This is a genomic window from Enterococcus sp. MSG3299 (assembly GCF_050555765.1).
In the GTDB taxonomy this organism is placed as follows: Bacteria; Bacillota; Bacilli; order Lactobacillales; family Enterococcaceae; genus Enterococcus; species Enterococcus faecalis.
Genome location: NZ_CP187869.1, coordinates 821916 through 846798 on the forward strand (window position 1 = coordinate 821916; position 24883 = coordinate 846798).

Below are 24883 nucleotides of genomic sequence, written 5' to 3' on the forward strand. Positions count from 1 at the left end.
CTAAATGACCGCGTGTGCTTCAGGAGGATAAAATGATAACAAGTGATGAATTGACAGAAAATCTTAGTCCGTTTGAATTAAGTCTATTTTTAGAGAAGAAATTACATGAAGAAAATCATAATTTAGAAACATTGTTAAATGCAGGGCGAGGCAATCCTAATTGGACGGCGCCAACACCAAGGGAAGCCTTTTTTTTATTAGGTCAATTTGCTACAAAAGAAACGTTAAGAGAGGGGAGCGAACAAACGGCTGGTATGATTCAGCCAAGTTTTGGTAGAACGCAACGCTTCTTAAACTTTTTAGCAGAAAATCCAAGCAAAGGGGCAACCTTCTTACAAGAAATTTGGACAGCAGAGCATAACTATTTTGGGATGGATAAGGAAATGTGGTTAGATGCCATGTTAGACTATGTGATTGGGGATAATTATCCGAATCCTGTGCGTTGCTTGAAGGCGTGTGAACAACCGATTAAAGCATATTTAAATCAAGAATTATTTTCCAGTGAAGCACAACCGTTTGATATTTTTGCCGTTGAAGGTGGTACAGCAGGGATCTGTTACTTGTTTGATACGTTGGCAAATAATTATTTACTAGAAAAAGGTGATCGTATTGCGTTGTTATTACCAACGTTTGCTCCTTATCTAGAAATTCCAGAACTACCACGTTATGATTTTGACGTGGTTAAAATCAAAGCAGAGCAAATGATTATTGATGGAAAAACGACGTATCAATACTCAAACAAGGAAATTGATAAACTAAAAGACCCGTCCATCAAAGCGGTTTTTGTCGTAAATCCCAGCAATCCAACTGCTAATGCTATGGGAAAACCTACCATTGAACAAATCAAACAAATCGTTGCAGTGGATAACCCTAAGTTAATGATTTTAACAGATGACGTTTACGGAACCTTTGTGCCAGCTTTCCGTTCACTATTTACGGAGTTACCTTACAATACAGCCTGTATCTATTCTTATTCTAAATACTTTGGCGCTACCGGTTGGCGTGTGGGGACTATTGCGGTCAGTCAAGAGAACATCTTTGATCAATTATTAAAAGAATTGCCAGTGGCTCGAAAAATGGAATTACAGGCACGTTATGCTACATTGAATGCAGACACAAGCCAAATTAACTTTATCAGCCGCTTAGTCGCAGACAGCCGCGATATTGCGTTGAACCATGCAGCGGGACTTTCTTCTATTCAGCAAGCGATGATGGCTTTATTTAGTTTGTATGCTTTGTTAAAAGACGGTCAAGCATATAAAGACGAAGTGATGGATATTTGTCATACGCGTGAAAAGCTCTTGTTCCGCACCTTAGGCATTGAAGAGCCTTTAGCAAGTTTAAATACAGCATACTATTGTGAAATTAACTTTAGAGATTGGACAGAAAAACGTTATGGCCCAGAATTTTCAAGTTATTTAACGAAATCGTGGACGATCACAAAAGTATTAACCTCTTTAGCAGAAAAAGAAAAATTAATGCTTTTAAAAGCGGATGCTTTCGGGAGTGACAAATGGTCAGTTCGAATTTCTTTAGCCAATTTAGCTACTAACCAATATAGTGAAGTTGGTAAACGAATGATTCGCCTATCTGAACACATTAAAGAAGAGTGGTTGCGCCAAAAGCGCCAAGCAATTAAATAAAAAAACGCTAAGTCTCTCAAGCTGCAGGAGGCTTAGCGTTTTTGTTTATTATTTATTCATTTTTCCGTCAGTTTTGGTTTATAAATGTTTGCTACACTGGAGATAAGAGGAAATTAAGCGTTTATAAAAAGGAGAGAAGTGAATGAAACATATTAAAGGAATGTTGGTTTTTATCGGATTATTTATTTTGGTTGGTTGTGCGCCAGATCAAGAGCCAACGAAACAAACAACAAGTGGTCCGCAAGAGACAAAGCAAGTGAAGGAAGTTACCGTCACCAATCAAACGACTTCTGCGGTGGAAAAACAAGCGCCGACTAAAAATGACGAACTGATTGCTAATCAATTGACTTTTGATTCTCATGAATACACGTACGAAGTGGTTACAGGGGCCACACAAACGACATTTGGGACAACCCCACCAGCAAAATATACACCAGAAGAAAAAAAGGAAAAAATGTTTTGGTCCAATCAACCGCCTTTGGGATTAATGACGGGTAACTATTATAAAAATGAAGGTGTATTTACTGGCGGAAATTACGGCATTGTAGAGATTATTACGGAACCTGAAACGCAACGGATTCTGAATGTTGAGTTTACAGAGTTTGCTAGTGATCCTTATTACGATACACGATATTCGGGTGTCAACAAACGCCTGTCGGATTATCCTGAATTTCAAGCAAGCAACACGCGCACAGACGATACGTTAGTCACCGTTGTTAATGGTATTACTTATGTAGAAAAACAAATGCGTGACGAAAATCGTGTCACAGGTAATTTTTATACGGTACGCGGTTCATCAACTTCTGCGCGTGAAGGTTTAATGCCTTTAGCAGCAGAGATGGACACTTGGCTAAAAGAGCCATCGAAAGAAACGTATATCGGTTACGCAGAAGATTTAGGCAATGGCCTAATCGCTCGACTTCAAGTGATAACAGAAGAGCAGAAAATAAAACATGTCAGCTATGATGAATACTTTTCAGATGAACAGGAAAAAATCACAGAAACAGCCCTGCGGCCTTTTTATCGTCAATCGAAATATTATTCACCAGGATACAATAAACAAACCAACAATTCTTTTATTCATTTTGTAGATGCACTAACAAAGGCCATTACGACACAACAAACTTTATCCGTTAACGAAGAACAAGAGCTACAGCATCCGTCTTTTACTACTTATCAAAGATTGGCTGAAAAAATCAGCACGTTTCAAAATTCATTGAAGGAATAAAAAAACGGAAGTGGGGCATAAGTCGTTTCGACTTATGCCCTACTTTTGTAATCTTAAGATTATCAGCTAAACCAAAGTGAGTTCTTTTTAAAGAAATACTTTTATTTTAGCCTTTTATAGATCTAAATAATTTTCTAAGTAATCTGCTAAACCATCTTGATCATTTGTTTTTTCAGTGACATCGTTGGCTACGGATTTAATTTTATCCGTGGCATTGTTCATAGCAACACCCCAACCAGCATAACTTAACATTTCTTCGTCATTATGTTCATCGCCAAAAGCAATGATATCAGCTGGTTTGACAGATAAAAAGTTCGCCACTTGATCAACGCCATGGGCCTTTTGAATTCCTTTTGCGACCATTTCTAAAATAGGCATTGGACCGCCCCAAGTGCGGACATCAATATAATCACCATATTGTTTTGTCAATGTATCAGCAACTTTTTCAGCTTGGTTTGGTGTGGTCCGAACCATCATTGAGGTAGGATTTGTTCGTAAATTTTTAGCAGTAAGTAAATTATCTAAGGTTGCTTTGGAAGCAAAAAATTTCGGATCGAACCCATCTAACGTATCGATATAAAATGTTTCTTTGTTTTCAGCAGCAACAAAATCTAATTGTAATTCTTTTTTCTGTGCCAAAATGTCAAAGACTAGGTCACGCTCAATATTGGCTTCGCTTTCCAAGTCCCATTTTTTCTCTGGAATGTGGACTAAAGCGCCGTTAAAGTTAACCATAGGGGTCGTTAGGCCAAGTTGTTGGTAAAATTGATGACTCATTCTATAGGGACGTCCAGTGGCAATACTGACGTAATGACCGTTGTCAATCGCTTTTTTTAGTGTTTGTTCGGTTTTTGGACTGATTAAAGACTGTGCATTTAATGTTGTGCCGTCTAAATCAATAGCAATTAATTTTTTCAAGTAAAAATTCCTCCTAAATGCCTTTTACTCAGTCTAGCATAAAACCGAAGATTATCAAGGGGAGAAGCATGTTCATTTATAAGGTTTAAAAAAAAGCTTAAGAAGTATGCTACACTAAAATAAACCGTTTGAAAAAGGAGCGCAGAGCATCTTGAAAAATTCTAGAAATTATTTACGAGTGATCACCTTAATCTATTGTATCTATATGTGGTTATTTGCTACGCATTTTCATTTTATGGCGTTGAACGTGTTGTTAGCCTATATTCCAATTGAACTTAGTTATCTTTTAAACGCAGAAAAACGTAAAAGGGATTGGTTGATAGGTTTTGCTTGGTTAATTTTTTATCCTAATGCGCCGTACCTATTTACGGATTTTTTTCATTTAGAAACGCTATCTATTTATCGAGGCTTTAATACGATTTTTGCAAACCAAATTGGTGATTGGTGGGCGTTTGTTTGCTTAACTAGCGGGATTGTTATATATGGACTTTTAGGGATGAAAACAGTAACAACTGTTAGTCAGAAATTGCAAAGTTATTGTGACTATAGAACAATTGTAGTCTTTCAAGCCAGCCTTCATTTCTTGTCTGCTTTGGCGATTTATGTTGGACGTTTTGATCGATTACACAGTGTCTATCTTTTTATGAGTCCAATTGAAACAGTGAAAATTATCTTTTTTGACTGGTCCCTTCAAAAATTAATGTTTATTTTATTAATGATGTTTCTACAGATGCTGTTGTTTGGGCTAATCCAATTATTAGGAAAAGAAGAAGCAATGTAAAGCTTTTTCTTTTTTTATACCCACAAAACACGAACGTTATATAGAAAAATATATATAATAGTTAATATTTTGTTGTAAAAAGATAGCGATTCTCTTATAATCAAAGAGTAATTATTCGAAAACATGGATTTTAAGGGAGAGAAGTGCAATTATGAATACGTTTTTCAAATTAAAGGAAAACAAGACAACGGTATCAACTGAAATAATGGCGGGGGTCACGACCTTTTTTGCAATGAGTTATATTTTATTTGTTAATCCGTCCATTCTTTCAGAAACAGGGATGCCTTTTCAGGCTGTTTTTTTAGCGACCATTATTGCTTCAATCATCGGTACATTAATTATGGGGCTGTTTGCTAATGTACCTTACGCTCAAGCACCGGGGATGGGACTCAATGCTTTCTTCACGTTTACGGTCGTTTTTGGGATGGGGTATACATGGCAACAAGCATTAGCAATGGTTTTTATTTGTGGTTTGATTAATATTTTAATTACAGTGACAAAAATTCGCAAAATGATTATTAAAGCAATTCCAGAGAGTTTACAACATGCTATTGGTGGTGGGATTGGAATTTTTGTCGCTTATGTAGGGTTGAAAAATGCTGGCTTACTAAGTTTCACAGTACAAGCAGAACCTCAAAATGGTGTTGTGAATGGTTCGAGTATCGTGCCCGCTTTAGGAAATTTTGATAATCCAGCCATTATTTTGGCGGTAATTGGGTTAGTTTTAACAACGATTTTAGTTGTCACGAATGTTCGTGGGGCTATTTTAATTGGCATTGTGGTTACTACGTTAGTCGCAATTCCAATGGGGGTGGTAGACACTGCTTCGGTTGATTGGCATGCTAATTCGTTGGGCAATTCATTTAAAGAATTAGGTACAACTTTTGGCGCTGCTTTTGGTGCTGAGGGCTTACAGTCATTGTTTAGTGATTCTTCAAAAATTCCTCAAGTCTTAATGACCATTATTGCCTTCAGTTTATCAGATACGTTTGATACAATTGGAACATTTATCGGTACGGGACGTCGAACAGGGATTTTCTCTAAAGAAGATGAATTAGCTTTAGAAGATAGTAAGGGTTTCAGCACTAAAATGGACAAAGCTCTATTTGCAGATGCTATTGCAACATCTATCGGTGCGATTTTTGGTACATCGAATACGACAACTTATGTAGAAAGTGCAGCAGGAATCGGTGCGGGTGGTCGAACAGGTTTGACATCGGTAGTGGTAGCAATTCTATTTGCCTTAAGTAGTCTTTTTTCACCACTTATTGCTATTGTACCAGCACAAGCTACGGCTCCAGCGTTAATTTTAGTGGGAATTATGATGTTAGCTTCTTTCAAAGACATCAATTGGACGGATTTAGAAGATGCGATTCCAGCATTTTTTGCTTCAATTTTCATGGGATTATGTTATAGCATCTCTTATGGGATTGCTGCTGGGTTCATCTTTTATGCAGTGGTGAAAGTAGTCAAAGGAAAAGCCAAAGAAGTTTCACCAATTATTTGGGTCATTGATGCGTTGTTTATCTTAAACTTTGTAATCTTAGCTATTTTATAGTAAATAGAAGTGAGGCTGAGATAACAGCGGTTAGCTTTGAAGGTGTTGCGTTTATTCAGCTATTTATCTTAAGCCCAAGTGTTAAGAAGTCTGGCAGATTGGTCGTTTTGACCGGTCTGTCAGACTTTTTTTTAAAGAATTTTCTTTTGAGAGATTCACTCTTTTAGAGTATAGTGGTAGGTGAAGAGGTGATAAGGTGGATAAAAGTATGAAAATAAAATGGAAGCAGAATTTGTTAGTCGCATGGATTGGTTGCTTTTTTACAGGGGCGAGTATTAGCTTAGTTATGCCGTTTATTCCAGTATACGTTGAACAATTAGGGACGCCTAAGAGTCAAGTAGAGTTGTTTTCTGGATTGGCAATTTCCGTCACGGCGTTTGCTGCTGCGATTGTTGCACCGATTTGGGGAAATTTAGCTGATCGAAAAGGTCGGAAAATTATGATGATTCGGGCTGCAGCAGGAATGACGATCACGATGGGGGCGTTAGCATTTGTCCCTAATGTATACTGGCTGTTGATTATGCGTTTTATGAACGGGATTTTATCCGGCTATATTCCTAACGCAACAGCGATGATTGCGTCGCAGGCGCCAAAAGAGAAAAATGGCTGGGCTCTAGGAACATTATCAACAGGTGCAATTGCTGGGACGTTAATTGCGCCATCGATTGGCGGTGCGTTGGCACAGTGGTTTGGAATGGAAAATGTCTTTATTATTACCGGCGTTATTTTATTCATTACAACGTTGTTGACTATCTTTTTAGTTAAAGAAGATTTTCAACCAGTTGAGAAAAAGGATTTATTAACGACTAAAGAAATTTTTAGTAAGATGGATCATGTTTCAGTATTGATTGGTTTGTTTGTGACTACGTTAATTTTACAATTAGGAATTACAAGTATCAGCCCAATCTTAACGCTATATATTCGATCTTTAAGTGGCGATACAGAGAATGTATTATTTGTTAGTGGTTTGATTGTTTCGATTGCCGGCGTTTCAGCAATTATTTCTTCTCCAACTTTGGGAAAAATTGGGGACCGCATTGGGAACCAAAAAGTTTTATTAGGCGGATTAATTCTTTCTTTTATTTGTTACATTCCCATGGCGTTTGTGCAAACACCTTTTCAGTTAGGTGTTTTACGATTCCTTTTAGGTTTTTCAACAGGTGCTTTAATGCCATCAATTAATACGTTAATTAGTAAAATAACGCCAACAGAGGGCGTAAGTAGAGTTTATAGTTACAATCAGATGTGTAGTAATTTCGGTCAAGTTTTAGGACCGATGGTAGGGTCGACAGTTGCCCATGGTTTTGGCTATTCTTCTGTTTTTCTGGTAACCGCTTGTTTCGTTTTAGGAAACATTGGGTTGTCCTTCTTTAATTTCCGAAAAGTTTTAAATAAAAAGCTCTAAACAGTTGAAAAGATAAAAAAACCAGTTACAATAACTTTAGTAACTGGTTTTTTCTTATTTAACAGGTTTGGTTTCTTTCGGTACTGCAAAGTGTGCAATTAATAAAATAATAACGGCTGTTGCCAACGATAGAATCGTTGTCATTTTAAAGTCGTATGAACCACCAGATAATGCACCGCCGATATATCCAACGACTTGGCCTAATGCGAAGGTCCAGAAAAATACAACAAGATAACGCATATGAGCACCTCTTTTCTAGCTCTTAGTTTAGCATATTTTCTTTAAAAGTAAAGAATCCGCGATAGGAAAATAAGAGAAGAGGCAAAAAATAGCAAGGATTCAAAAAGGAGCTGTCCAATGTCATTTCCACAATTACATACCGTTACTTCCTATTCGCTTTTATCTAGTACGGTTAGGATTCGTTCCTATGTAAAACAAGCGAAAGCGTTAGGTTATCAAACATTAGCGATTACCGATATCAATGTCTTGCATGGGGCGGTTGAATTTTATGAAGCATGCCAAGAAGCGGGAATTCAACCAATTATCGGTTTAAGATTAGAATATACCCCAGCAGAAAAAGAAGGGCATTCCGAATTGCTTTTATTTGCTAAAAATTTAAAAGGGTATCAGCAATTAATGCAACTATCTAGCAGCAAAATGACGACAGAGGGTCCCTTTTACTTAGCGGAACATCAATCCTTATTAAGTGATTTATTTGCCGTGACTTTGTCAGCCAAAGGAGAAGTCGCCCAAACATTTTTTGAAGATGAACAACAAGCGGTTCACGCTTTCCAACAACTTGCTTCATATTTTGATCCCCAGTCGTTATTTGTTGAACATTCTTTTTCAATGAATCAACAACGTAATCCAGCGCTCTTTTCTTTTTACCAAAGAGAACAATTACCTGGCGTGGCTTTGCAAGAGGTACGTCATTTAACAAGGGAAGAAGGCTTTGCCGTAACTGTTCTTGAGAGCATCAAAGAAAATAATCAATTGAATATTACAAGTCAAACACCGGAAATAGAAGGTCTGAATTACTTGCGTGAAGCAGAGACGACGATGGAACAAATGCTTCAAATAGCTGGTGCAGAAGTGGTCCAGAATACGATTCAGCTAGCTGAAAATTGCCGAGTTGACATTCCTTTACATCAAAAATTATTACCGCATTTTCCTGTGCCTGATAATCAAACGGCTGGTTCTTATTTACGCACATTGTGTTTAGAAAAATTACCAGAAAGAGTGCCTCATCTAAATGAAGTTTACCAAAAACGATTAGAAAAAGAGTTAACCATCATTCACAATATGGGCTTTGATGATTACTTTTTAATCGTTTGGGATGTGATGGACTTCTGTCATAACAATCAAATTGTTACAGGCGCTGGCCGAGGTTCAGCTGCAGGCTCTTTAGTGTCCTATGTGCTATCAATTACAGATGTAGATCCAATCAAATATGATTTGCTCTTTGAACGTTTTTTGAATCCGGAACGCTACACGATGCCCGATATTGATTTAGATATTCCTGATAATCGGCGGGAGGAAGTTTTAGCTTATGTCAGTCAAAAATATGGTCATTATCACATGGCGCAAATTGCCACGTTTGGTACGATGGCTGCGAAAATGGTTTTACGGGACGTTGCACGTGTTTTCGGGTTGTCCCAGAGTGAAGCGAATCGTTGGTCGGCAGCTGTCCCCAACAAGCTGAAAATTACGTTAGAAGAAGCGTACCAAGAGTCGAAACGGATGCAAGAATTGGTCAATTTTTCACCAAATAATCAATTGCTCTATAAAACAGCTGTTCAGCTAGAAGGATTGCCTCGCCATGTTTCTACGCACGCAGCAGGTGTGGTAATTAGTGATGAAAATCTTTTGAATTTGGTTCCGTTACAACTAGGATCGAATGAAATTTTATTGACCCAATTTACTATGAATGATGTTGAAAAAATTGGTCTTCTGAAAATGGATTTCTTGGGCTTAAGAAATTTATCCATCATTGATGATACCCTCACAGCTGTTAAACGCGTCTATAATCAAACCATTCGTTTGAATCAGATTCCATTAGATGACGAAACGACGCTGGCTTTATTTAGAAAAGGGGAAACAAGTGGTGTTTTTCAGTTTGAATCTGCTGGAATTCGGAATGTATTAAGAAAATTAGGGCCGACTAGCATTGAAGATATTGCTGCTGTCAATGCCCTGTATCGTCCTGGTCCGATGCAAAATATTGATGTTTTCATCCGCCGGAAAAAAGGCTTGGAACAAATTAGTTATCCAGAGCCTAGTCTCGCCCCCATTTTGGAAAATACGTACGGAATTATTGTTTACCAAGAGCAGATTATGCAAGTTGCTGCGAAAATGGCAGGCTTCTCTTTAGGGCAAGCTGACATTTTACGTCGGGCCATTAGTAAAAAGAAAAAAGATGTGCTAGATGAAGAACGAAATCATTTTGTTAATGGTGCGTTACAACAAGGCTATCCCCAAGAAACAGCTAACCAAGTGTACGATTATATTGAGCGCTTTGCTAATTATGGCTTTAACCGCTCGCATGCATTTGCCTATTCCTTTATTGGTTTTCAAATGGCTTACTTGAAGGTTCATTATCCGAGTGCTTTTTATGTCGCATTGTTGCATTCTGTTCGTCATAATCCAACAAAAATTAAAGAATATATTGGCGAAGCTAGAAAAAACAAGCAGACGATTTTGCAGCCGTCAATTAACCAAAGTCACTACAGCTTTTACCTAAATCAGCAACAGCAAATTTTATTTGGTTTTAGTTCTTTAAAAGGAATCCGCCGAGACTTCATTCAAAATATTTTAAATGAACGCCGAGAAAATGGACCGTACAAAACGTTCGATGAGTTTCTTTTGCGAATTGACCGTAAGTGGTTGAAAGTTGAAAATATCGAACCATTGATTGCCATCGGTGCATTTGACGAAATTGCGCCTAATCGCCGTCAATTAGCAGTAGGTTTAGAGAGTAATATCCAAAGTATTCTTCTCAGCGGTGGTAGTATGGATTTGTTAGAAACATTGAAGCCCAAGGAAGAAGAAATTGCCGATTATCCGCTAGAAGAGCGACTAGAACAAGAAGAACAATATTTAGGGGTCTATTTATCAGGACATCCGACAGAAGAGTTCAAAAAAACACGCTTAGCCAAGCAAACGCAACTTGTTCATGAACTTGTTGAAAATCAGCCCACGAAATTATTGATTTATGTCAAAAACATTCGGACGATTCGGACCAAAAAGGGAGAACAAATGGCCTTTGTTGATGGGGATGATACAACAGGAAGTATTTCACTAACGTTGTTCCCAACCGTTTTTCGCCAGTTAAGACAGAGTGTCGAGAAAGGGCAAGTTTATTATGTGGAAGGAAAAGTGGAACGCAGTACTTACAATCAAGAATTGCAAATATTGGTTCAACGAATAGAAAAAGCGCAACAAGTAGAAACATCAATTAGTGACGAAACGTGTTTTATCAGAATTACAAAAGATGTCGAACAAACGGACGTTTTTCAGAAAATGAAAGAGGTACTCAGTCGTCACGCTGGACATATTCCAGTGATTGTCTATTTTGAAAAAACAGGAAAGAAAATAGTATTAAATGAAGAAAATTGGGTCGCTCATACAAGCGCTAGTCAGCAACAATTAGCTTACGTTTTAGGCGAGCAAAACGTCATTTTCAAATGATTTACGGTAAAAAATACTAGTTGTTTTCAACTTTTTTCATTTTTTTCTTCTTAACTCAAGACATTTTGGTTCTTTAATGGTAAAATGAATGACGTAATATTTTTGTATATCAATTTTTGCGAAAAGGTTTCTTTTGGCAGTTGAAAGTATATTATATGAGGTGAAATAGCGAATGAAACGCATTGGTATTTTAACCAGCGGGGGAGATGCCCCTGGAATGAACGCTGCAATTCGTGCAGTCGTACGCAAAAGTATTTTTGATGGAATCGAAGTTTACGGTATTAACTATGGATTTGCCGGTTTAGTCGCAGGCGACATCCGTCGTTTAGATGTTGCTGACGTTGGCGATAAGATTCAACGTGGTGGAACATTCTTGTACTCTGCTCGTTATCCTGAATTTGCTACTGAAGAAGGGCAATTAAAAGGAATCGAACAATTGAAAAAATTCGGTATTGAAGGCTTAGTTGTTATTGGTGGAGACGGTTCTTATCATGGCGCAATGGCTTTGACAAAACGTGGTTTCCCCGCTGTTGGAATTCCTGGAACAATTGATAATGATATTCCTGGAACAGATTTCACAATCGGTTTTGATACAGCGATTAACACTGTTTTGGAATCAATTGACCGAATTCGTGATACAGCAACTTCTCATGTTCGTACATTCGTTATCGAAGTAATGGGACGTAACGCTGGTGATATCGCATTGTGGTCAGGCGTGGCAGGCGGAGCAGATGAAATCATTATTCCTGAACATGATTTTGATATGAAAAACGTTGCCAAACGTATTCAAGAAGGCCGCGACCGCGGGAAAAAACATTGCTTAATCATTTTAGCAGAAGGCGTAATGGGTGGAAATGAATTTGCTGATAAACTTTCTGAATACGGTGATTTCCATACGCGTGTATCAATTTTAGGACACGTGGTTCGTGGGGGCTCGCCAAGTGCTCGTGACCGTGTATTAGCAAGTAAATTTGGGTCATATGCTGTTGAACTTCTAAAAGAAGGCAAAGGCGGTTTATGTATCGGTATGTTAGATAACCAAGTAGTTGCAGCTGATATTATTGATACGTTAGAAAACAATAAACACAAACCAGATTTATCTCTTTATGAGTTAAATCATGAAATTTCTTTTTAATCTTGTATATTAGCTAATCTTATTAGCTTTGTATAAACAAATTTGGAATAGGAGCGTTTTAGTAATGAAAAAAACGAAAATCGTATGTACGATTGGACCAGCTAGTGAATCCGTTGATATGCTAGTAAACTTAATTAATGCAGGTATGAATGTTTGCCGTTTGAACTTTTCACATGGTGACTACGAAGAGCATGGTGCTCGTATTAAAAACATTCGTGAAGCTGTAAAAATTACAGGGAAACGCGTAGCGATCTTACTAGATACAAAAGGTCCTGAAATCCGCACAAATGACATGGAAAATGGCGCAATCACAATGAAAATTGGTGACTCAGTACGTATTTCTATGACAGAAGTTTTAGGAACAAATGAAAAATTCTCAATCACTTATCCAGAATTAATCAATGATGTAAACGTAGGTTCACACATTCTTTTAGATGATGGTTTAATCGATTTAGAAGTAACTGATATCGACCGTGATGCAAACGAAATCGTAACAGTTGTTAAAAACGAAGGCGTCTTGAAAAACAAAAAAGGCGTTAACGTACCAGGCGTTTCTGTAAACTTACCAGGGATCACTGAAAAAGATGCTAACGATATCCGTTTCGGAATTGGTCAAGGAATTGACTTTATCGCAGCTAGCTTCGTTCGTCGTGCTTCTGACATTTTAGAAATCACTAAAATTTTAGAAGAAGAAAACGCAACACACATCCAAATCATTCCTAAAATCGAAAACCAAGAAGGTATCGATAATATCGATGAAATCTTAAAAGTTTCTGATGGTTTAATGGTTGCTCGTGGTGACATGGGTGTTGAAATTCCAACAGAAGATGTTCCAGTTGTCCAAAAAGCTTTAATTAAAAAATGTAATGCTTTAGGTAAACCAGTTATCACTGCAACACAAATGTTAGATTCAATGCAACGTAACCCACGTCCAACACGTGCGGAAGCAAATGACGTAGCAAACGCAATCTACGATGGAACAGATGCAGTAATGTTATCAGGCGAAACTGCAGCAGGGGATTACCCATTAGAAGCTGTTCAAACAATGGCTCGTATTGCAGTTCGTACAGAAGAAACATTAGTTAACCAAGATTCATTCGCATTGAAATTATATAGCAAAACAGATATGACTGAAGCAATCGGACAATCTGTTGGCCATACAGCACGTAACTTGGGTATCCAAACAATCGTTGCGGCAACAGAATCAGGCCATACAGCACGTATGATCTCTAAATACCGTCCAAAAGCACATATCGTTGCAATTACGTTCTCAGAACAAAAAGCACGTAGCTTATCATTATCATGGGGTGTTTACGCAACAGTTGCTGACAAACCATCAAGCACAGATGAAATGTTTAATTTAGCTTCAAAAGTATCACAAGAAGAAGGTTATGCTTCAGAAGGTGATTTAATCATTATCACTGCTGGTGTTCCAGTTGGCGAAAAAGGCACAACAAACTTAATGAAAATTCAAATGATCGGTTCTAAATTAGTTCAAGGTCAAGGTGTCGGCGAAGAAGCAATTATTGCAAAAGCCGTTGTTGCAGGAACTGCTGAAGAAGCAGTTGCTAAAGCGACTGAAGGAGCTATTTTAGTTACAAAAACAACAGATAAAGAATACATGCCTGCAATTGAAAAAGCATCAGCATTAGTTGTTGAAGAAGGTGGTTTAACTTCTCATGCAGCTGTTGTAGCGATTGCGCAAAATATTCCAGTTATCGTAGGTGCTGCAGATGCAACATCATTAATTAATAATGACGAAGTGATTACTGTTGATCCTCGTCGTGGTATTGTTTACCGCGGAGCAACAACAGCTATCTAAGTCTAATTAATTCAATCATTTGATTTTAAGCAATATGTACTCGGACGCAAAGCTGGGACAAACCGATTCGTCAGTTTGTCTCAGCTTTTTTTACAAGGAAGACAGTGGTATGAAATGTTCAGAAAACACGTATTCAGTAAATAAAGAGTTGGGCGCAAATAGTAAAATTATGTCTGAGTTTTAAATTATTTATGTTATTTCACACAAAAATTTTGTTATTTAATTAAATAAGCGCTAAGTTATCTTCAACAGAAAAACAATTATAAAAAAAACGAAAGAAAAACAGGAAATAAGAAAGGGCTGTCAAGAAAATTTCATTGACAAAGCTTTCATACCCCTGTATAATAGCTTTTGTTGCTTAGGAGTGATAATTATGAAGTGGTCTTTGTTAGAATTAAATAAATACAAAGAAGAGCCGCTAGTGTTTTCAGAAACATTGCATCTTAAAGAAGAGCTTCTTCAACGAGATGATACCTTGTTGGATGTTAGTCCAATCAAAGTAGAAGGCTTATTAGCAGTCAATAAATCAGAATATTTACTTCATTACACTATTCAGGTAACTGTAACCGTTCCTTCATCCCGTTCTTTAGAACCTGTGGCTTTGCCAATGCAAATCACGGTCGATGAAGTCTTTATGACAAAAGAACAAATGGATACAAGAGATGAACGATTTGCAGCTGAAGAGATTATTTTATTGGACAAGCCAACAATTGATTTAGATGAATCTGTCGAAGACAACATTCTATTGTCCATTCCAATTCAAGTGCTTACGGAAGAAGAACAAAACAGTCAAGAAATGCCAAGTGGCAATGACTGGGAAGTGATTTCAGAAGAAGCATATTTGGAAAGTAAGCAGAAAGCAGCAGAACAAACAGTGGATCCTCGTCTGGCTAAACTATCAGAATTACTCAGCGATAATGCTGAAGAGGAAGATAACAGCTAGGTTGGAATATATTGTGTATGTAAATACACGCATCTTTACAAGGAGGTGGAACAACAATGGCAGTACCAGCTAGAAGAACTTCTAAAGCGAAAAAAGCAAAACGTCGCACACACTACAAATTAACAATCAAAGGCTTAAATGCATGCTCAAACTGTGGTGAAATGAAAAAAAGCCATCACGTATGTCCAGCATGTGGTCACTACGATGGAAAAGACGTAATGTCTAAAGAAGCATAAGCATAAAAACATTTTTTGAAATGTTGAATCCCCTAGGCTAACCATGGAGCCTAGGGGATTTGTATTTTTTTAAGAAAATATGAAGAAATTGGAAATTTATTGGCACTATATTGTTTTCATATGAAAGATAGTGCGTTATAATAGTGAGGATTATAAGAGAATGCTCATAGAATTTTCGTTGATTATAATATAGGAGGTCATAAAATGACAAAACAACAATTTGGCGTAGTCGGCATGGCTGTCATGGGAAAAAATCTTGCTTTAAACATTGAAAGCAGAGGCTATACAGTTGCGCTGTATAACCGTACAGGATCAAAAACAACAGAAGTGGTTGAAGAACATCCTGACAAAAACTTTCAAGCAACATACTCAATTGAGGAATTTGTGAATGCAATTGAAAAACCTCGTCGAATTATGTTGATGGTTAAAGCTGGACCTGCAACAGATGCGACAATCCAAGAATTGTTACCACACCTTGATAAAGGCGACATCTTAATTGATGGCGGTAATACGTTCTTCAAAGACACAATGCGACGTAATGAAGAACTAGCAAACTCAGGAATTAACTTTATTGGTACTGGCGTTTCTGGCGGAGAAGAAGGAGCCTTGAAAGGACCGTCTATCATGCCTGGCGGACAAAAAGAAGCGTATGAGTTAGTTGCGCCAATTCTTGAAAAAATTTCAGCTAAAGCAGAAGACGGTGAACCATGTGTGACTTACATTGGCCCAAATGGTGCTGGACATTATGTAAAAATGGTTCATAATGGGATTGAATATGGGGACATGCAATTAATTGCTGAATCCTACGATTTAATGAAACAAATCTTAGGTTTATCTGTTGATGAAATGGCAGAGATTTTCAAAGAATGGAACGAAGGCGAATTAGACAGTTACCTTATCGAGATCACGGCTGACATTTTGACACGTAAAGATGATGAAGGAACCGACCAACCAATCGTTGATGTTATTCTTGATGCAGCAGGCAACAAAGGAACAGGTAAATGGACAAGCCAAAGTGCGTTAGATCTTGGCGTACCATTACCATTAATTACAGAATCAGTATTTGCACGTTTTATTTCGGCTTACAAAGAAGAACGCGTAAAAGCAAGTGGCATTTTATCAAAACCTGCAGCCTTTAACTTTGCAGGCGATAAAAAAGAATTGATTGAAAAAATTCGCGAAGCATTATACTTTAGTAAATTAATGAGTTATGCGCAAGGTTTTGCACAACTCCGTGCAGCTTCTGAAGAATACGGATGGGATTTACCATTTGGTGAAATTGCAAAAATCTGGCGAGCAGGTTGCATTATCCGTGCACAATTCTTACAAAAAATTACCGATGCATATGAAAAAAATCCAGCACTTGAAAACTTGTTGTTAGATGAATACTTCGTAGAAATTACGAAAAAATATCAACAAGCCGTTCGTGAAGTTGTTGCGATTGCTGTTCAAGCAGGTGTTCCTGTACCAACATTCTCATCTGCAATTGCTTATTACGATTCTTATCGTTCAGATCGCTTACCAGCGAATTTAATTCAAGCACAACGTGATTACTTCGGTGCTCATACGTACGAACGCACAGACAAAGAAGGAATCTACCATTACAGCTGGTACAACGAAGAATAAACACGCTGGAGACCATGAGTGTGGCTCACCATGCTCATGGTTTTACTGTGGCTTAAAAAAGAACCAGACAGATTGAGTAGTAATTCTCTAATAAGTAGTAAGGAATAAAAAGGTTGAGCTTGAGTATAGCTTTTAAAGAGAAAGGACAATTAATCAAATGAGCAACATTTTAATTATTGAAGATGAAAAGAACTTAGCGAGATTCGTTGAGCTTGAATTAAAACATGAGGGGTATACGACAGAAGTACACTACAATGGTCGTACAGGATTGGAAGCCGCTCTTAACAACGAATGGGATGCTATCCTTCTTGATTTGATGTTACCAGAATTAAATGGATTAGAAGTATGTCGCCGTGTTCGCCAAGTGAAAAATACACCAATTATTATGATGACTGCGCGTGATTCAGTAATTGACCGTGTTTCTGGCTTAGACCATGGAGCGGATGATTATATTGTTAAACCATTTGCAATTGAAGAATTGTTAGCTCGTTTACGTGCGTTACTTCGTCGTATTGATATTGAGGGCGATAAAAACGTTGCAAAACAAACAACGATTACATATCGTGACTTAACAATTGAAAAAGAAAATCGTGTCGTTCGTCGTAATTCTGAAATGATTGAATTAACAAAACGCGAATACGAATTACTATTAACGCTAATGGAAAACGTGAACGTTGTCTTGGCACGTGATGTGTTACTAAATAAAGTTTGGGGCTATGAAACAGAAGTAGAAACAAACGTTGTGGATGTATATATCCGCTACTTGCGAAATAAAATTGACGTACCTGGAGAAGAAAGCTACATCCAAACTGTCCGTGGAACTGGCTACGTTATGCGTTCGTGAGAACTAATTAATGAAAAGAACGATTAAAAAAGAACTGGAAGGCCCATCTTTAACTATAAAGTGGGCTTTCGCAAGTTCTTTCTTTATATTTGTAGTTTTTACCATTTTTGCGGTGATTACCTATAAGTCTTCTGTCAGTCTTATTGTTGCCAAAGAAAAGGAAAATGTCGAAGCAACGATTGCAGAAGTAACAAATCGATTAGCTAATGCCAATGAAAATTTAACGGTAACAGACGTTTTTGACTATTTAAAAACGCCGAGTGAAAGAGATGAAAACTACTATAATAAGCATACAGCAGTAGAAGGTTCGTTTATGGAAATGGACAGTTTCATATCTGAACTAGGACAACCAGAACTTTATTTATCTGTGTATGACACAAACCAAAAGCTAGTTTTTAAAACACAAAATGAATATGATAAGTTATTACAATTGGATCGACAATTACCTGTTGTTCGAACCGTTTTTGATAAAACCGGTTTTTATTCCGTGGAACCTATTTTTTCAAAAGAAACACGAGAAAAGATTGGCTATATTCAAGCGTTTTATGAACTTTCTTCTTTTTATGAAATTCGTAATCATTTATTATTAACACTTGTAGTTTTAGAAGTGATTTCTCTGATTGTAAGTAGTGTCTTAGGCTTTATCCTCTCTTCTTATTTCTTAAAACCATTAAAAGTATTGAGAGACACGATGGATACAATCCGCAAAGACCCGCAATCAGATGTCCACATGCCGGAGATTAATACGAGAGATGAGTTAGCAGATATCTCGGAAATCTTTAATGAAATGTTAGATCGTATGAGACGCTATATCGAACAACAAGAGCAGTTTGTTGAAGATGTTTCCCATGAATTAAGAACGCCCGTTGCGATTATGGAAGGCCATTTAAACCTTTTAAATCGTTGGGGGAAAGACGATCCTGAAATTTTAGATGAATCATTAAAGGCCAGTTTACAAGAAATTAGTCGTATGAAGAGTTTGGTCCAAGAAATGCTTGACCTTTCACGCGCTGAACAAGTGGACACCCAATATGCAAATGAACGAACAGATGCTAAACAAGTAGTCTACCAAGTATTTAATAACTTCCAATTGGTTTATCCTGAGTTTCATATCACATTAGATGACGATTTACCAACCGAAGTTGAACTGAAAATCTATCGTAATCACTTTGAACAATTGCTAATTATTCTATTAGATAATGCTATTAAATATTCAACAGATCGAAAAGAAGTGCATATTTCCATTTCTCGAACGATGAATGAATTTGAAATAGCTGTGCAAGATTTTGGTGAAGGAATCACTGAAGAAGACTTGGAGAAAATATTTGATCGATTCTATCGAGTAGATAAAGCCCGTGCAAGAAATAAAGGCGGTAATGGCTTAGGACTATCGATTGCAAAACAATTAGTCGAAAACTATAAAGGACGTATTGATGCAGAAAGCGTATTGCATCAAGGAACGATCTTTAGAATTTTTATTCCAATCGCTGGAATAAAAGAAGAGAGCAACGTACAATAAAGTACGTTGCTTTTTTTACGAATGATTAACGAACATTTCAGTAAGAGAAAAGGGATTATAAGATAAAGAAACGAATGTTTTCTTTGCAGAAAATATTCATCGTTCGAAATTGAAAAAAATGTTATTTTTCTGCAAAATAATAGTTGCGTTTTAGAAAAATCCTTGGTATATTAATATCTGTTCTGACAAACAGTTCGTTAAGAAAAAAGTTTTAAAAAGTTAAAAATTTTTCTTGACGAAAAGATAAATAACATGTTAGAATAACAAAGTCGTTAAAGAGATTGCTTTTAAATCAATCATTTGATCAAAAAAACTTGTTATAAAATAACAAAAAAGTTTTAAAAAGTTGTTGACAAACAACTGAGATAATGATAAGATATAGAAGTTGTCACAACAGACAACAACAACCGAGCAAAACAACTTAAAAAAACTTTTTCAAAAAAGTTCTTGACATTCAAATGAAAGTTTGTTATGATATAAAAGTTGCTGCGAGGTAACGTAGACCTTTGAAAACTGAACAAAGAATAGACGAACCAAATGTGTAGGGCGTCTTGATTCAATTCAAGACAACAAACATTTTTAACAAGCAAGCAATATGCTAGCAAACAAATTGAGCTTAACAATCGCAAGATTGTTCTAACTTTTATTATGAGAGTTTGATCCTGGCTCAGGACGAACGCTGGCGGCGTGCCTAATACATGCAAGTCGAACGCTTCTTTCCTCCCGAGTGCTTGCACTCAATTGGAAAGAGGAGTGGCGGACGGGTGAGTAACACGTGGGTAACCTACCCATCAGAGGGGGATAACACTTGGAAACAGGTGCTAATACCGCATAACAGTTTATGCCGCATGGCATAAGAGTGAAAGGCGCTTTCGGGTGTCGCTGATGGATGGACCCGCGGTGCATTAGCTAGTTGGTGAGGTAACGGCTCACCAAGGCCACGATGCATAGCCGACCTGAGAGGGTGATCGGCCACACTGGGACTGAGACACGGCCCAGACTCCTACGGGAGGCAGCAGTAGGGAATCTTCGGCAATGGACGAAAGTCTGACCGAGCAACGCCGCGTGAGTGAAGAAGGTTTTCGGATCGTAAAACTCTGTTGTTAGAGAAGAACAAGGACGTTAGTAACTGAACGTCCCCTGACGGTATCTAACCAGAAAGCCACGGCTAACTACGTGCCAGCAGCCGCGGTAATACGTAGGTGGCAAGCGTTGTCCGGATTTATTGGGCGTAAAGCGAGCGCAGGCGGTTTCTTAAGTCTGATGTGAAAGCCCCCGGCTCAACCGGGGAGGGTCATTGGAAACTGGGAGACTTGAGTGCAGAAGAGGAGAGTGGAATTCCATGTGTAGCGGTGAAATGCGTAGATATATGGAGGAACACCAGTGGCGAAGGCGGCTCTCTGGTCTGTAACTGACGCTGAGGCTCGAAAGCGTGGGGAGCAAACAGGATTAGATACCCTGGTAGTCCACGCCGTAAACGATGAGTGCTAAGTGTTGGAGGGTTTCCGCCCTTCAGTGCTGCAGCAAACGCATTAAGCACTCCGCCTGGGGAGTACGACCGCAAGGTTGAAACTCAAAGGAATTGACGGGGGCCCGCACAAGCGGTGGAGCATGTGGTTTAATTCGAAGCAACGCGAAGAACCTTACCAGGTCTTGACATCCTTTGACCACTCTAGAGATAGAGCTTTCCCTTCGGGGACAAAGTGACAGGTGGTGCATGGTTGTCGTCAGCTCGTGTCGTGAGATGTTGGGTTAAGTCCCGCAACGAGCGCAACCCTTATTGTTAGTTGCCATCATTTAGTTGGGCACTCTAGCGAGACTGCCGGTGACAAACCGGAGGAAGGTGGGGATGACGTCAAATCATCATGCCCCTTATGACCTGGGCTACACACGTGCTACAATGGGAAGTACAACGAGTCGCTAGACCGCGAGGTCATGCAAATCTCTTAAAGCTTCTCTCAGTTCGGATTGCAGGCTGCAACTCGCCTGCATGAAGCCGGAATCGCTAGTAATCGCGGATCAGCACGCCGCGGTGAATACGTTCCCGGGCCTTGTACACACCGCCCGTCACACCACGAGAGTTTGTAACACCCGAAGTCGGTGAGGTAACCTTTTTGGAGCCAGCCGCCTAAGGTGGGATAGATGATTGGGGTGAAGTCGTAACAAGGTAGCCGTATCGGAAGGTGCGGCTGGATCACCTCCTTTCTAAGGAATATTACGGAAATACACATTTCGTCTTTACTTTGTTCAGTTTTGAGAGGTCTACTCTTAATCAAATAAGTTCGGGGCCTTAGCTCAGCTGGGAGAGCGCCTGCTTTGCACGCAGGAGGTCAGCGGTTCGATCCCGCTAGGCTCCATTGATAGCTTTTGCTATCAGATTCGTTCATTGAAAACTGGATATTGAAGTAAAAAGAATCAAAACAAACCGAGAACACCGCGTTGAATGAGTTTTTTAATAAGTTCAATTGCTTATTTATTGATTAACCTTCTATCGCTAGAAGAAGTGATTAAGACCCAACCGTAAGGTTGATAAGGTTAAGTGAATAAGGGCGCACGGTGGATGCCTTGGCACTAGGAGCCGATGAAGGACGGGACTAACACCGATATGCTTTGGGGAGCTGTAAGTAAGCTATGATCCAGAGATTTCCGAATGGGGGAACCCAATATCTTTTATAGGATATTACTTTTCAGTGAATACATAGCTGATTAGAGGTAGACGCAGAGAACTGAAACATCTTAGTACCTGCAGGAAGAGAAAGAAAATTCGATTCCCTGAGTAGCGGCGAGCGAAACGGGAAGAGCCCAAACCAACAAGCTTGCTTGTTGGGGTTGTAGGACTCCAATATGGTAGTCTGTTAGTATAGTTGAAGGATTTGGAAAATTCCGCTAAAGAGGGTGAAAGCCCCGTAGACGAAATGCTGACAACACCTAGGAGGATCCTGAGTACGGCGGAACACGAGAAATTCCGTCGGAATCCGCGGGGACCATCCCGCAAGGCTAAATACTCCCTAGTGACCGATAGTGAACCAGTACCGTGAGGGAAAGGTGAAAAGCACCCCGGAAGGGGAGTGAAATAGATCCTGAAACCGTGTGCCTACAACAAGTCAAAGCTCGTTAATGAGTGATGGCGTGCCTTTTGTAGAATGAACCGGCGAGTTACGATTGCATGCGAGGTTAAGTCGAAGAGACGGAGCCGCAGCGAAAGCGAGTCTGAATAGGGCGAATGAGTATGTAGTCGTAGACCCGAAACCATGTGATCTACCCATGTCCAGGTTGAAGGTGCGGTAAAACGCACTGGAGGACCGAACCCACGTACGTTGAAAAGTGCGGGGATGAGGTGTGGGTAGCGGAGAAATTCCAAACGAACTTGGAGATAGCTGGTTCTCTCCGAAATAGCTTTAGGGCTAGCCTCGGAATTGAGAATGATGGAGGTAGAGCACTGTTTGGACTAGGGGCCCATCTCGGGTTACCGAATTCAGATAAACTCCGAATGCCATTCATTTATATCCGGGAGTCAGACTGCGAGTGATAAGATCCGTAGTCGAAAGGGAAACAGCCCAGACCACCAGCTAAGGTCCCAAAATATATGTTAAGTGGAAAAGGATGTGGGGTTGCACAGACAACTAGGATGTTGGCTTAGAAGCAGCCACCATTTAAAGAGTGCGTAATAGCTCACTAGTCGAGTGACCCTGCGCCGAAAATGTACCGGGGCTAAACATATTACCGAAGCTGTGGACTACACCATTAGGTGTAGTGGTAGGAGAGCGTTCTAAGGGCGTTGAAGGTCGATCGTGAGGACGGCTGGAGCGCTTAGAAGTGAGAATGCCGGTATGAGTAGCGAAAGACAGGTGAGAATCCTGTCCACCGTATGACTAAGGTTTCCTGGGGAAGGCTCGTCCGCCCAGGGTTAGTCGGGACCTAAGCCGAGGCCGATAGGCGTAGGCGATGGACAACAGGTTGATATTCCTGTACCAGTTGTTTTTGTTTGAGCAATGGAGGGACGCAGTAGGCTAAGGAATGCATGCGATTGGAAGTGCATGTCCAAGCAATGAGTCTTGAGTAGAGTTAAATGCTTTACTCTCTAAGGACAAGTTGTGACGGGGAGCGAAATAATAGTAGCGAAGTTCCTGATGTCACACTGCCAAGAAAAGCTTCTAGTGAGAAAACAACTGCCCGTACCGTAAACCGACACAGGTAGTCGAGGAGAGTATCCTAAGGTGAGCGAGCGAACTCTCGTTAAGGAACTCGGCAAAATGACCCCGTAACTTCGGGAGAAGGGGTGCTGACTTCGGTCAGCCGCAGTGAATAGGCCCAAGCGACTGTTTATCAAAAACACAGGTCTCTGCAAAATCGTAAGATGAAGTATAGGGGCTGACGCCTGCCCGGTGCTGGAAGGTTAAGAGGATGGGTTAGCTTCGGCGAAGCTCAGAATTGAAGCCCCAGTAAACGGCGGCCGTAACTATAACGGTCCTAAGGTAGCGAAATTCCTTGTCGGGTAAGTTCCGACCCGCACGAAAGGCGTAACGATTTGGGCACTGTCTCAACGAGAGACTCGGTGAAATTTTAGTACCTGTGAAGATGCAGGTTACCCGCGACAGGACGGAAAGACCCCATGGAGCTTTACTGTAGTTTGATATTGAGTGTTTGTACCACATGTACAGGATAGGTAGGAGCCGATGAGACCGGAACGCTAGTTTCGGAGGAGGCGCTGGTGGGATACTACCCTTGTGTTATGAACCCTCTAACCCGCACCACTAATCGTGGTGGGAGACAGTGTCAGATGGGCAGTTTGACTGGGGCGGTCGCCTCCTAAAAGGTAACGGAGGCGCCCAAAGGTTCCCTCAGAATGGTTGGAAATCATTCGAAGAGTGTAAAGGCAGAAGGGAGCTTGACTGCGAGACCTACAAGTCGAGCAGGGACGAAAGTCGGGCTTAGTGATCCGGTGGTTCCGCATGGAAGGGCCATCGCTCAACGGATAAAAGCTACCCTGGGGATAACAGGCTTATCTCCCCCAAGAGTCCACATCGACGGGGAGGTTTGGCACCTCGATGTCGGCTCGTCGCATCCTGGGGCTGTAGTCGGTCCCAAGGGTTGGGCTGTTCGCCCATTAAAGCGGCACGCGAGCTGGGTTCAGAACGTCGTGAGACAGTTCGGTCCCTATCCGTCGCGGGCGTTGGAAATTTGAGAGGAGCTGTCCTTAGTACGAGAGGACCGGGATGGACTTACCGCTGGTGTACCAGTTGTTCTGCCAAGGGCATTGCTGGGTAGCTATGTAGGGAAGGGATAAACGCTGAAAGCATCTAAGTGTGAAGCCCACCTCAAGATGAGATTTCCCATTTCTTTAAGAAAGTAAGACCCCTGAGAGATGATCAGGTAGATAGGTTGGAAGTGGAAGGCTAGTGATAGTTGGAGCGGACCAATACTAATCGGTCGAGGACTTAACCAAAGAATGGATAAGTAAAAGCAACTTGGTTATTTTGATTCAAACTTCAATCCAGTTTTGAGTGAATGAAGATTCAACTCAATAAGAAACAACAC

General features: G+C 39.7%; 15 protein-coding genes, 1 tRNA gene and 2 rRNA genes. 16 read left to right on the forward strand and 2 right to left on the reverse strand.

Going from position 1 to position 24883, the window contains the following annotated elements; translation table 11 throughout:
* Positions 1-32: 32 nt before the first annotated feature.
* Together aspD and IGL23_RS04110 are read left to right on the forward strand one after the other, a co-directional pair.
* Entirely contained in the window at positions 33-1643 is a 1611-nt protein-coding gene (gene aspD, locus IGL23_RS04105) for an aspartate 4-decarboxylase (RefSeq protein ID WP_002355939.1), read from the forward strand.
* Between the two features lie 142 nt (positions 1644-1785).
* Positions 1786-2871, forward strand: a complete 1086-nt coding sequence (locus IGL23_RS04110; protein ID WP_033595342.1) for a hypothetical protein — start codon at positions 1786-1788, stop codon at positions 2869-2871.
* Positions 2872-2985: 114 nt separating this feature from the next.
* On the opposite strand, the gene IGL23_RS04115 is transcribed toward IGL23_RS04110, so the two are convergent.
* The gene (locus IGL23_RS04115; RefSeq protein WP_002355941.1) at positions 2986-3789 is read right to left on the reverse strand and encodes a Cof-type HAD-IIB family hydrolase; all 804 of its coding nucleotides are present in this window, start codon (positions 3787-3789) and stop codon (positions 2986-2988) included.
* Positions 3790-3994: 205 nt separating this feature from the next.
* Between IGL23_RS04115 and IGL23_RS04120 the strand changes: the two genes are divergently transcribed.
* From IGL23_RS04120 to IGL23_RS04130, 3 genes are all read left to right on the forward strand, one after another.
* Positions 3995-4570, forward strand: coding sequence for a DUF1361 domain-containing protein (locus tag IGL23_RS04120; RefSeq protein ID WP_002386206.1), 576 nt, complete (start codon positions 3995-3997; stop codon positions 4568-4570).
* A gap of 151 nt (positions 4571-4721) precedes the next feature.
* A complete protein-coding gene (locus tag IGL23_RS04125) occupies positions 4722-6128 on the forward strand; it encodes an NCS2 family permease (RefSeq protein ID WP_002355943.1) in 1407 nt (468 codons plus the stop codon).
* 208 nt (positions 6129-6336) lie between these two features.
* Entirely contained in the window at positions 6337-7533 is a 1197-nt protein-coding gene (locus IGL23_RS04130) for a multidrug efflux MFS transporter (RefSeq protein WP_002381323.1), read from the forward strand.
* A gap of 54 nt (positions 7534-7587) precedes the next feature.
* Here IGL23_RS04130 and IGL23_RS04135 read toward each other — a convergent pair whose 3' ends face one another.
* Positions 7588-7773 (reverse strand): YjzD family protein, encoded by a 186-nt coding sequence (locus IGL23_RS04135; protein ID WP_002355945.1) that lies wholly within the window; start codon positions 7771-7773, stop codon positions 7588-7590.
* A 117-nt stretch (positions 7774-7890) separates the two neighbouring features.
* Here IGL23_RS04135 and dnaE point away from each other — a divergent pair, with 117 nt between their 5' ends.
* The 11 genes from dnaE to IGL23_RS04190 all read left to right on the forward strand — a co-directional run bounded on the left by dnaE (position 7891) and on the right by IGL23_RS04190 (position 24791).
* Positions 7891-11220 (forward strand): DNA polymerase III subunit alpha, encoded by a 3330-nt coding sequence (gene dnaE / locus IGL23_RS04140; RefSeq protein WP_002361435.1) that lies wholly within the window; start codon positions 7891-7893, stop codon positions 11218-11220.
* A gap of 172 nt (positions 11221-11392) precedes the next feature.
* Positions 11393-12355: a 6-phosphofructokinase gene (pfkA, locus tag IGL23_RS04145; protein ID WP_002355947.1), complete on the forward strand. Its 963-nt coding sequence runs from the start codon at positions 11393-11395 to the stop codon at positions 12353-12355.
* 64 nt (positions 12356-12419) lie between these two features.
* Positions 12420-14177, forward strand: a complete 1758-nt coding sequence (gene pyk, locus IGL23_RS04150; RefSeq protein WP_129193448.1) for a pyruvate kinase — start codon at positions 12420-12422, stop codon at positions 14175-14177.
* Between the two features lie 373 nt (positions 14178-14550).
* Positions 14551-15120, forward strand: coding sequence for a YceD family protein (locus IGL23_RS04155; RefSeq protein ID WP_002363429.1), 570 nt, complete (start codon positions 14551-14553; stop codon positions 15118-15120).
* 56 nt (positions 15121-15176) lie between these two features.
* On the forward strand, positions 15177-15356 hold the full coding sequence (gene rpmF, locus IGL23_RS04160; RefSeq protein ID WP_002355952.1) for a 50S ribosomal protein L32: 180 nt from the start codon (positions 15177-15179) through the stop codon (positions 15354-15356).
* A gap of 204 nt (positions 15357-15560) precedes the next feature.
* Positions 15561-16982 carry an NADP-dependent phosphogluconate dehydrogenase gene (gene gndA / locus IGL23_RS04165; protein WP_002355953.1) on the forward strand — a complete coding sequence of 474 codons (1422 nt, stop codon included), beginning with the start codon at positions 15561-15563 and terminating at the stop codon, positions 16980-16982.
* 157 nt (positions 16983-17139) lie between these two features.
* Positions 17140-17826 carry a response regulator transcription factor gene (locus IGL23_RS04170; protein WP_002355954.1) on the forward strand — a complete coding sequence of 229 codons (687 nt, stop codon included), beginning with the start codon at positions 17140-17142 and terminating at the stop codon, positions 17824-17826.
* 10 nt (positions 17827-17836) lie between these two features.
* The gene (locus IGL23_RS04175; protein WP_002363430.1) at positions 17837-19345 is read left to right on the forward strand and encodes a HAMP domain-containing sensor histidine kinase; all 1509 of its coding nucleotides are present in this window, start codon (positions 17837-17839) and stop codon (positions 19343-19345) included.
* Positions 19346-19989: 644 nt separating this feature from the next.
* Positions 19990-21550, forward strand: a 16S ribosomal RNA gene (locus IGL23_RS04180).
* 79 nt (positions 21551-21629) lie between these two features.
* Positions 21630-21702, forward strand: a tRNA-Ala gene (locus IGL23_RS04185).
* Between the two features lie 176 nt (positions 21703-21878).
* Positions 21879-24791, forward strand: a 23S ribosomal RNA gene (locus IGL23_RS04190).
* Together the 16S and 23S rRNA genes with 1 tRNA gene alongside form the textbook arrangement of a ribosomal RNA operon.
* Positions 24792-24883: the final 92 nt, after the last annotated feature.

Excerpts from the sequence above, each read along its gene's own strand:
- IGL23_RS04110 (WP_033595342.1), top strand. The coding sequence starts at position 1,786 with ATGAAACATATTAAAGGAATGTTGGTTTTTATCGGATTATTTATTTTG.
- pfkA (WP_002355947.1), top strand. The coding sequence starts at position 11,393 with ATGAAACGCATTGGTATTTTAACCAGCGGGGGAGATGCCCCTGGAATG.
- pyk (WP_129193448.1), top strand. The coding sequence starts at position 12,420 with ATGAAAAAAACGAAAATCGTATGTACGATTGGACCAGCTAGTGAATCC.
- IGL23_RS04170 (WP_002355954.1), top strand. The coding sequence starts at position 17,140 with ATGAGCAACATTTTAATTATTGAAGATGAAAAGAACTTAGCGAGATTC.
- gndA (WP_002355953.1), top strand. The coding sequence starts at position 15,561 with ATGACAAAACAACAATTTGGCGTAGTCGGCATGGCTGTCATGGGAAAA.
- IGL23_RS04135 (WP_002355945.1), bottom strand. The coding sequence starts at position 7,773 with ATGCGTTATCTTGTTGTATTTTTCTGGACCTTCGCATTAGGCCAAGTC.
- IGL23_RS04130 (WP_002381323.1), top strand. The coding sequence starts at position 6,337 with ATGAAAATAAAATGGAAGCAGAATTTGTTAGTCGCATGGATTGGTTGC.
- dnaE (WP_002361435.1), top strand. The coding sequence starts at position 7,891 with ATGTCATTTCCACAATTACATACCGTTACTTCCTATTCGCTTTTATCT.
- rpmF (WP_002355952.1), top strand. The coding sequence starts at position 15,177 with ATGGCAGTACCAGCTAGAAGAACTTCTAAAGCGAAAAAAGCAAAACGT.
- IGL23_RS04155 (WP_002363429.1), top strand. The coding sequence starts at position 14,551 with ATGAAGTGGTCTTTGTTAGAATTAAATAAATACAAAGAAGAGCCGCTA.
- aspD (WP_002355939.1), top strand. The coding sequence starts at position 33 with ATGATAACAAGTGATGAATTGACAGAAAATCTTAGTCCGTTTGAATTA.
- IGL23_RS04125 (WP_002355943.1), top strand. The coding sequence starts at position 4,722 with ATGAATACGTTTTTCAAATTAAAGGAAAACAAGACAACGGTATCAACT.
- IGL23_RS04120 (WP_002386206.1), top strand. The coding sequence starts at position 3,995 with ATGTGGTTATTTGCTACGCATTTTCATTTTATGGCGTTGAACGTGTTG.
- IGL23_RS04175 (WP_002363430.1), top strand. The coding sequence starts at position 17,837 with ATGAAAAGAACGATTAAAAAAGAACTGGAAGGCCCATCTTTAACTATA.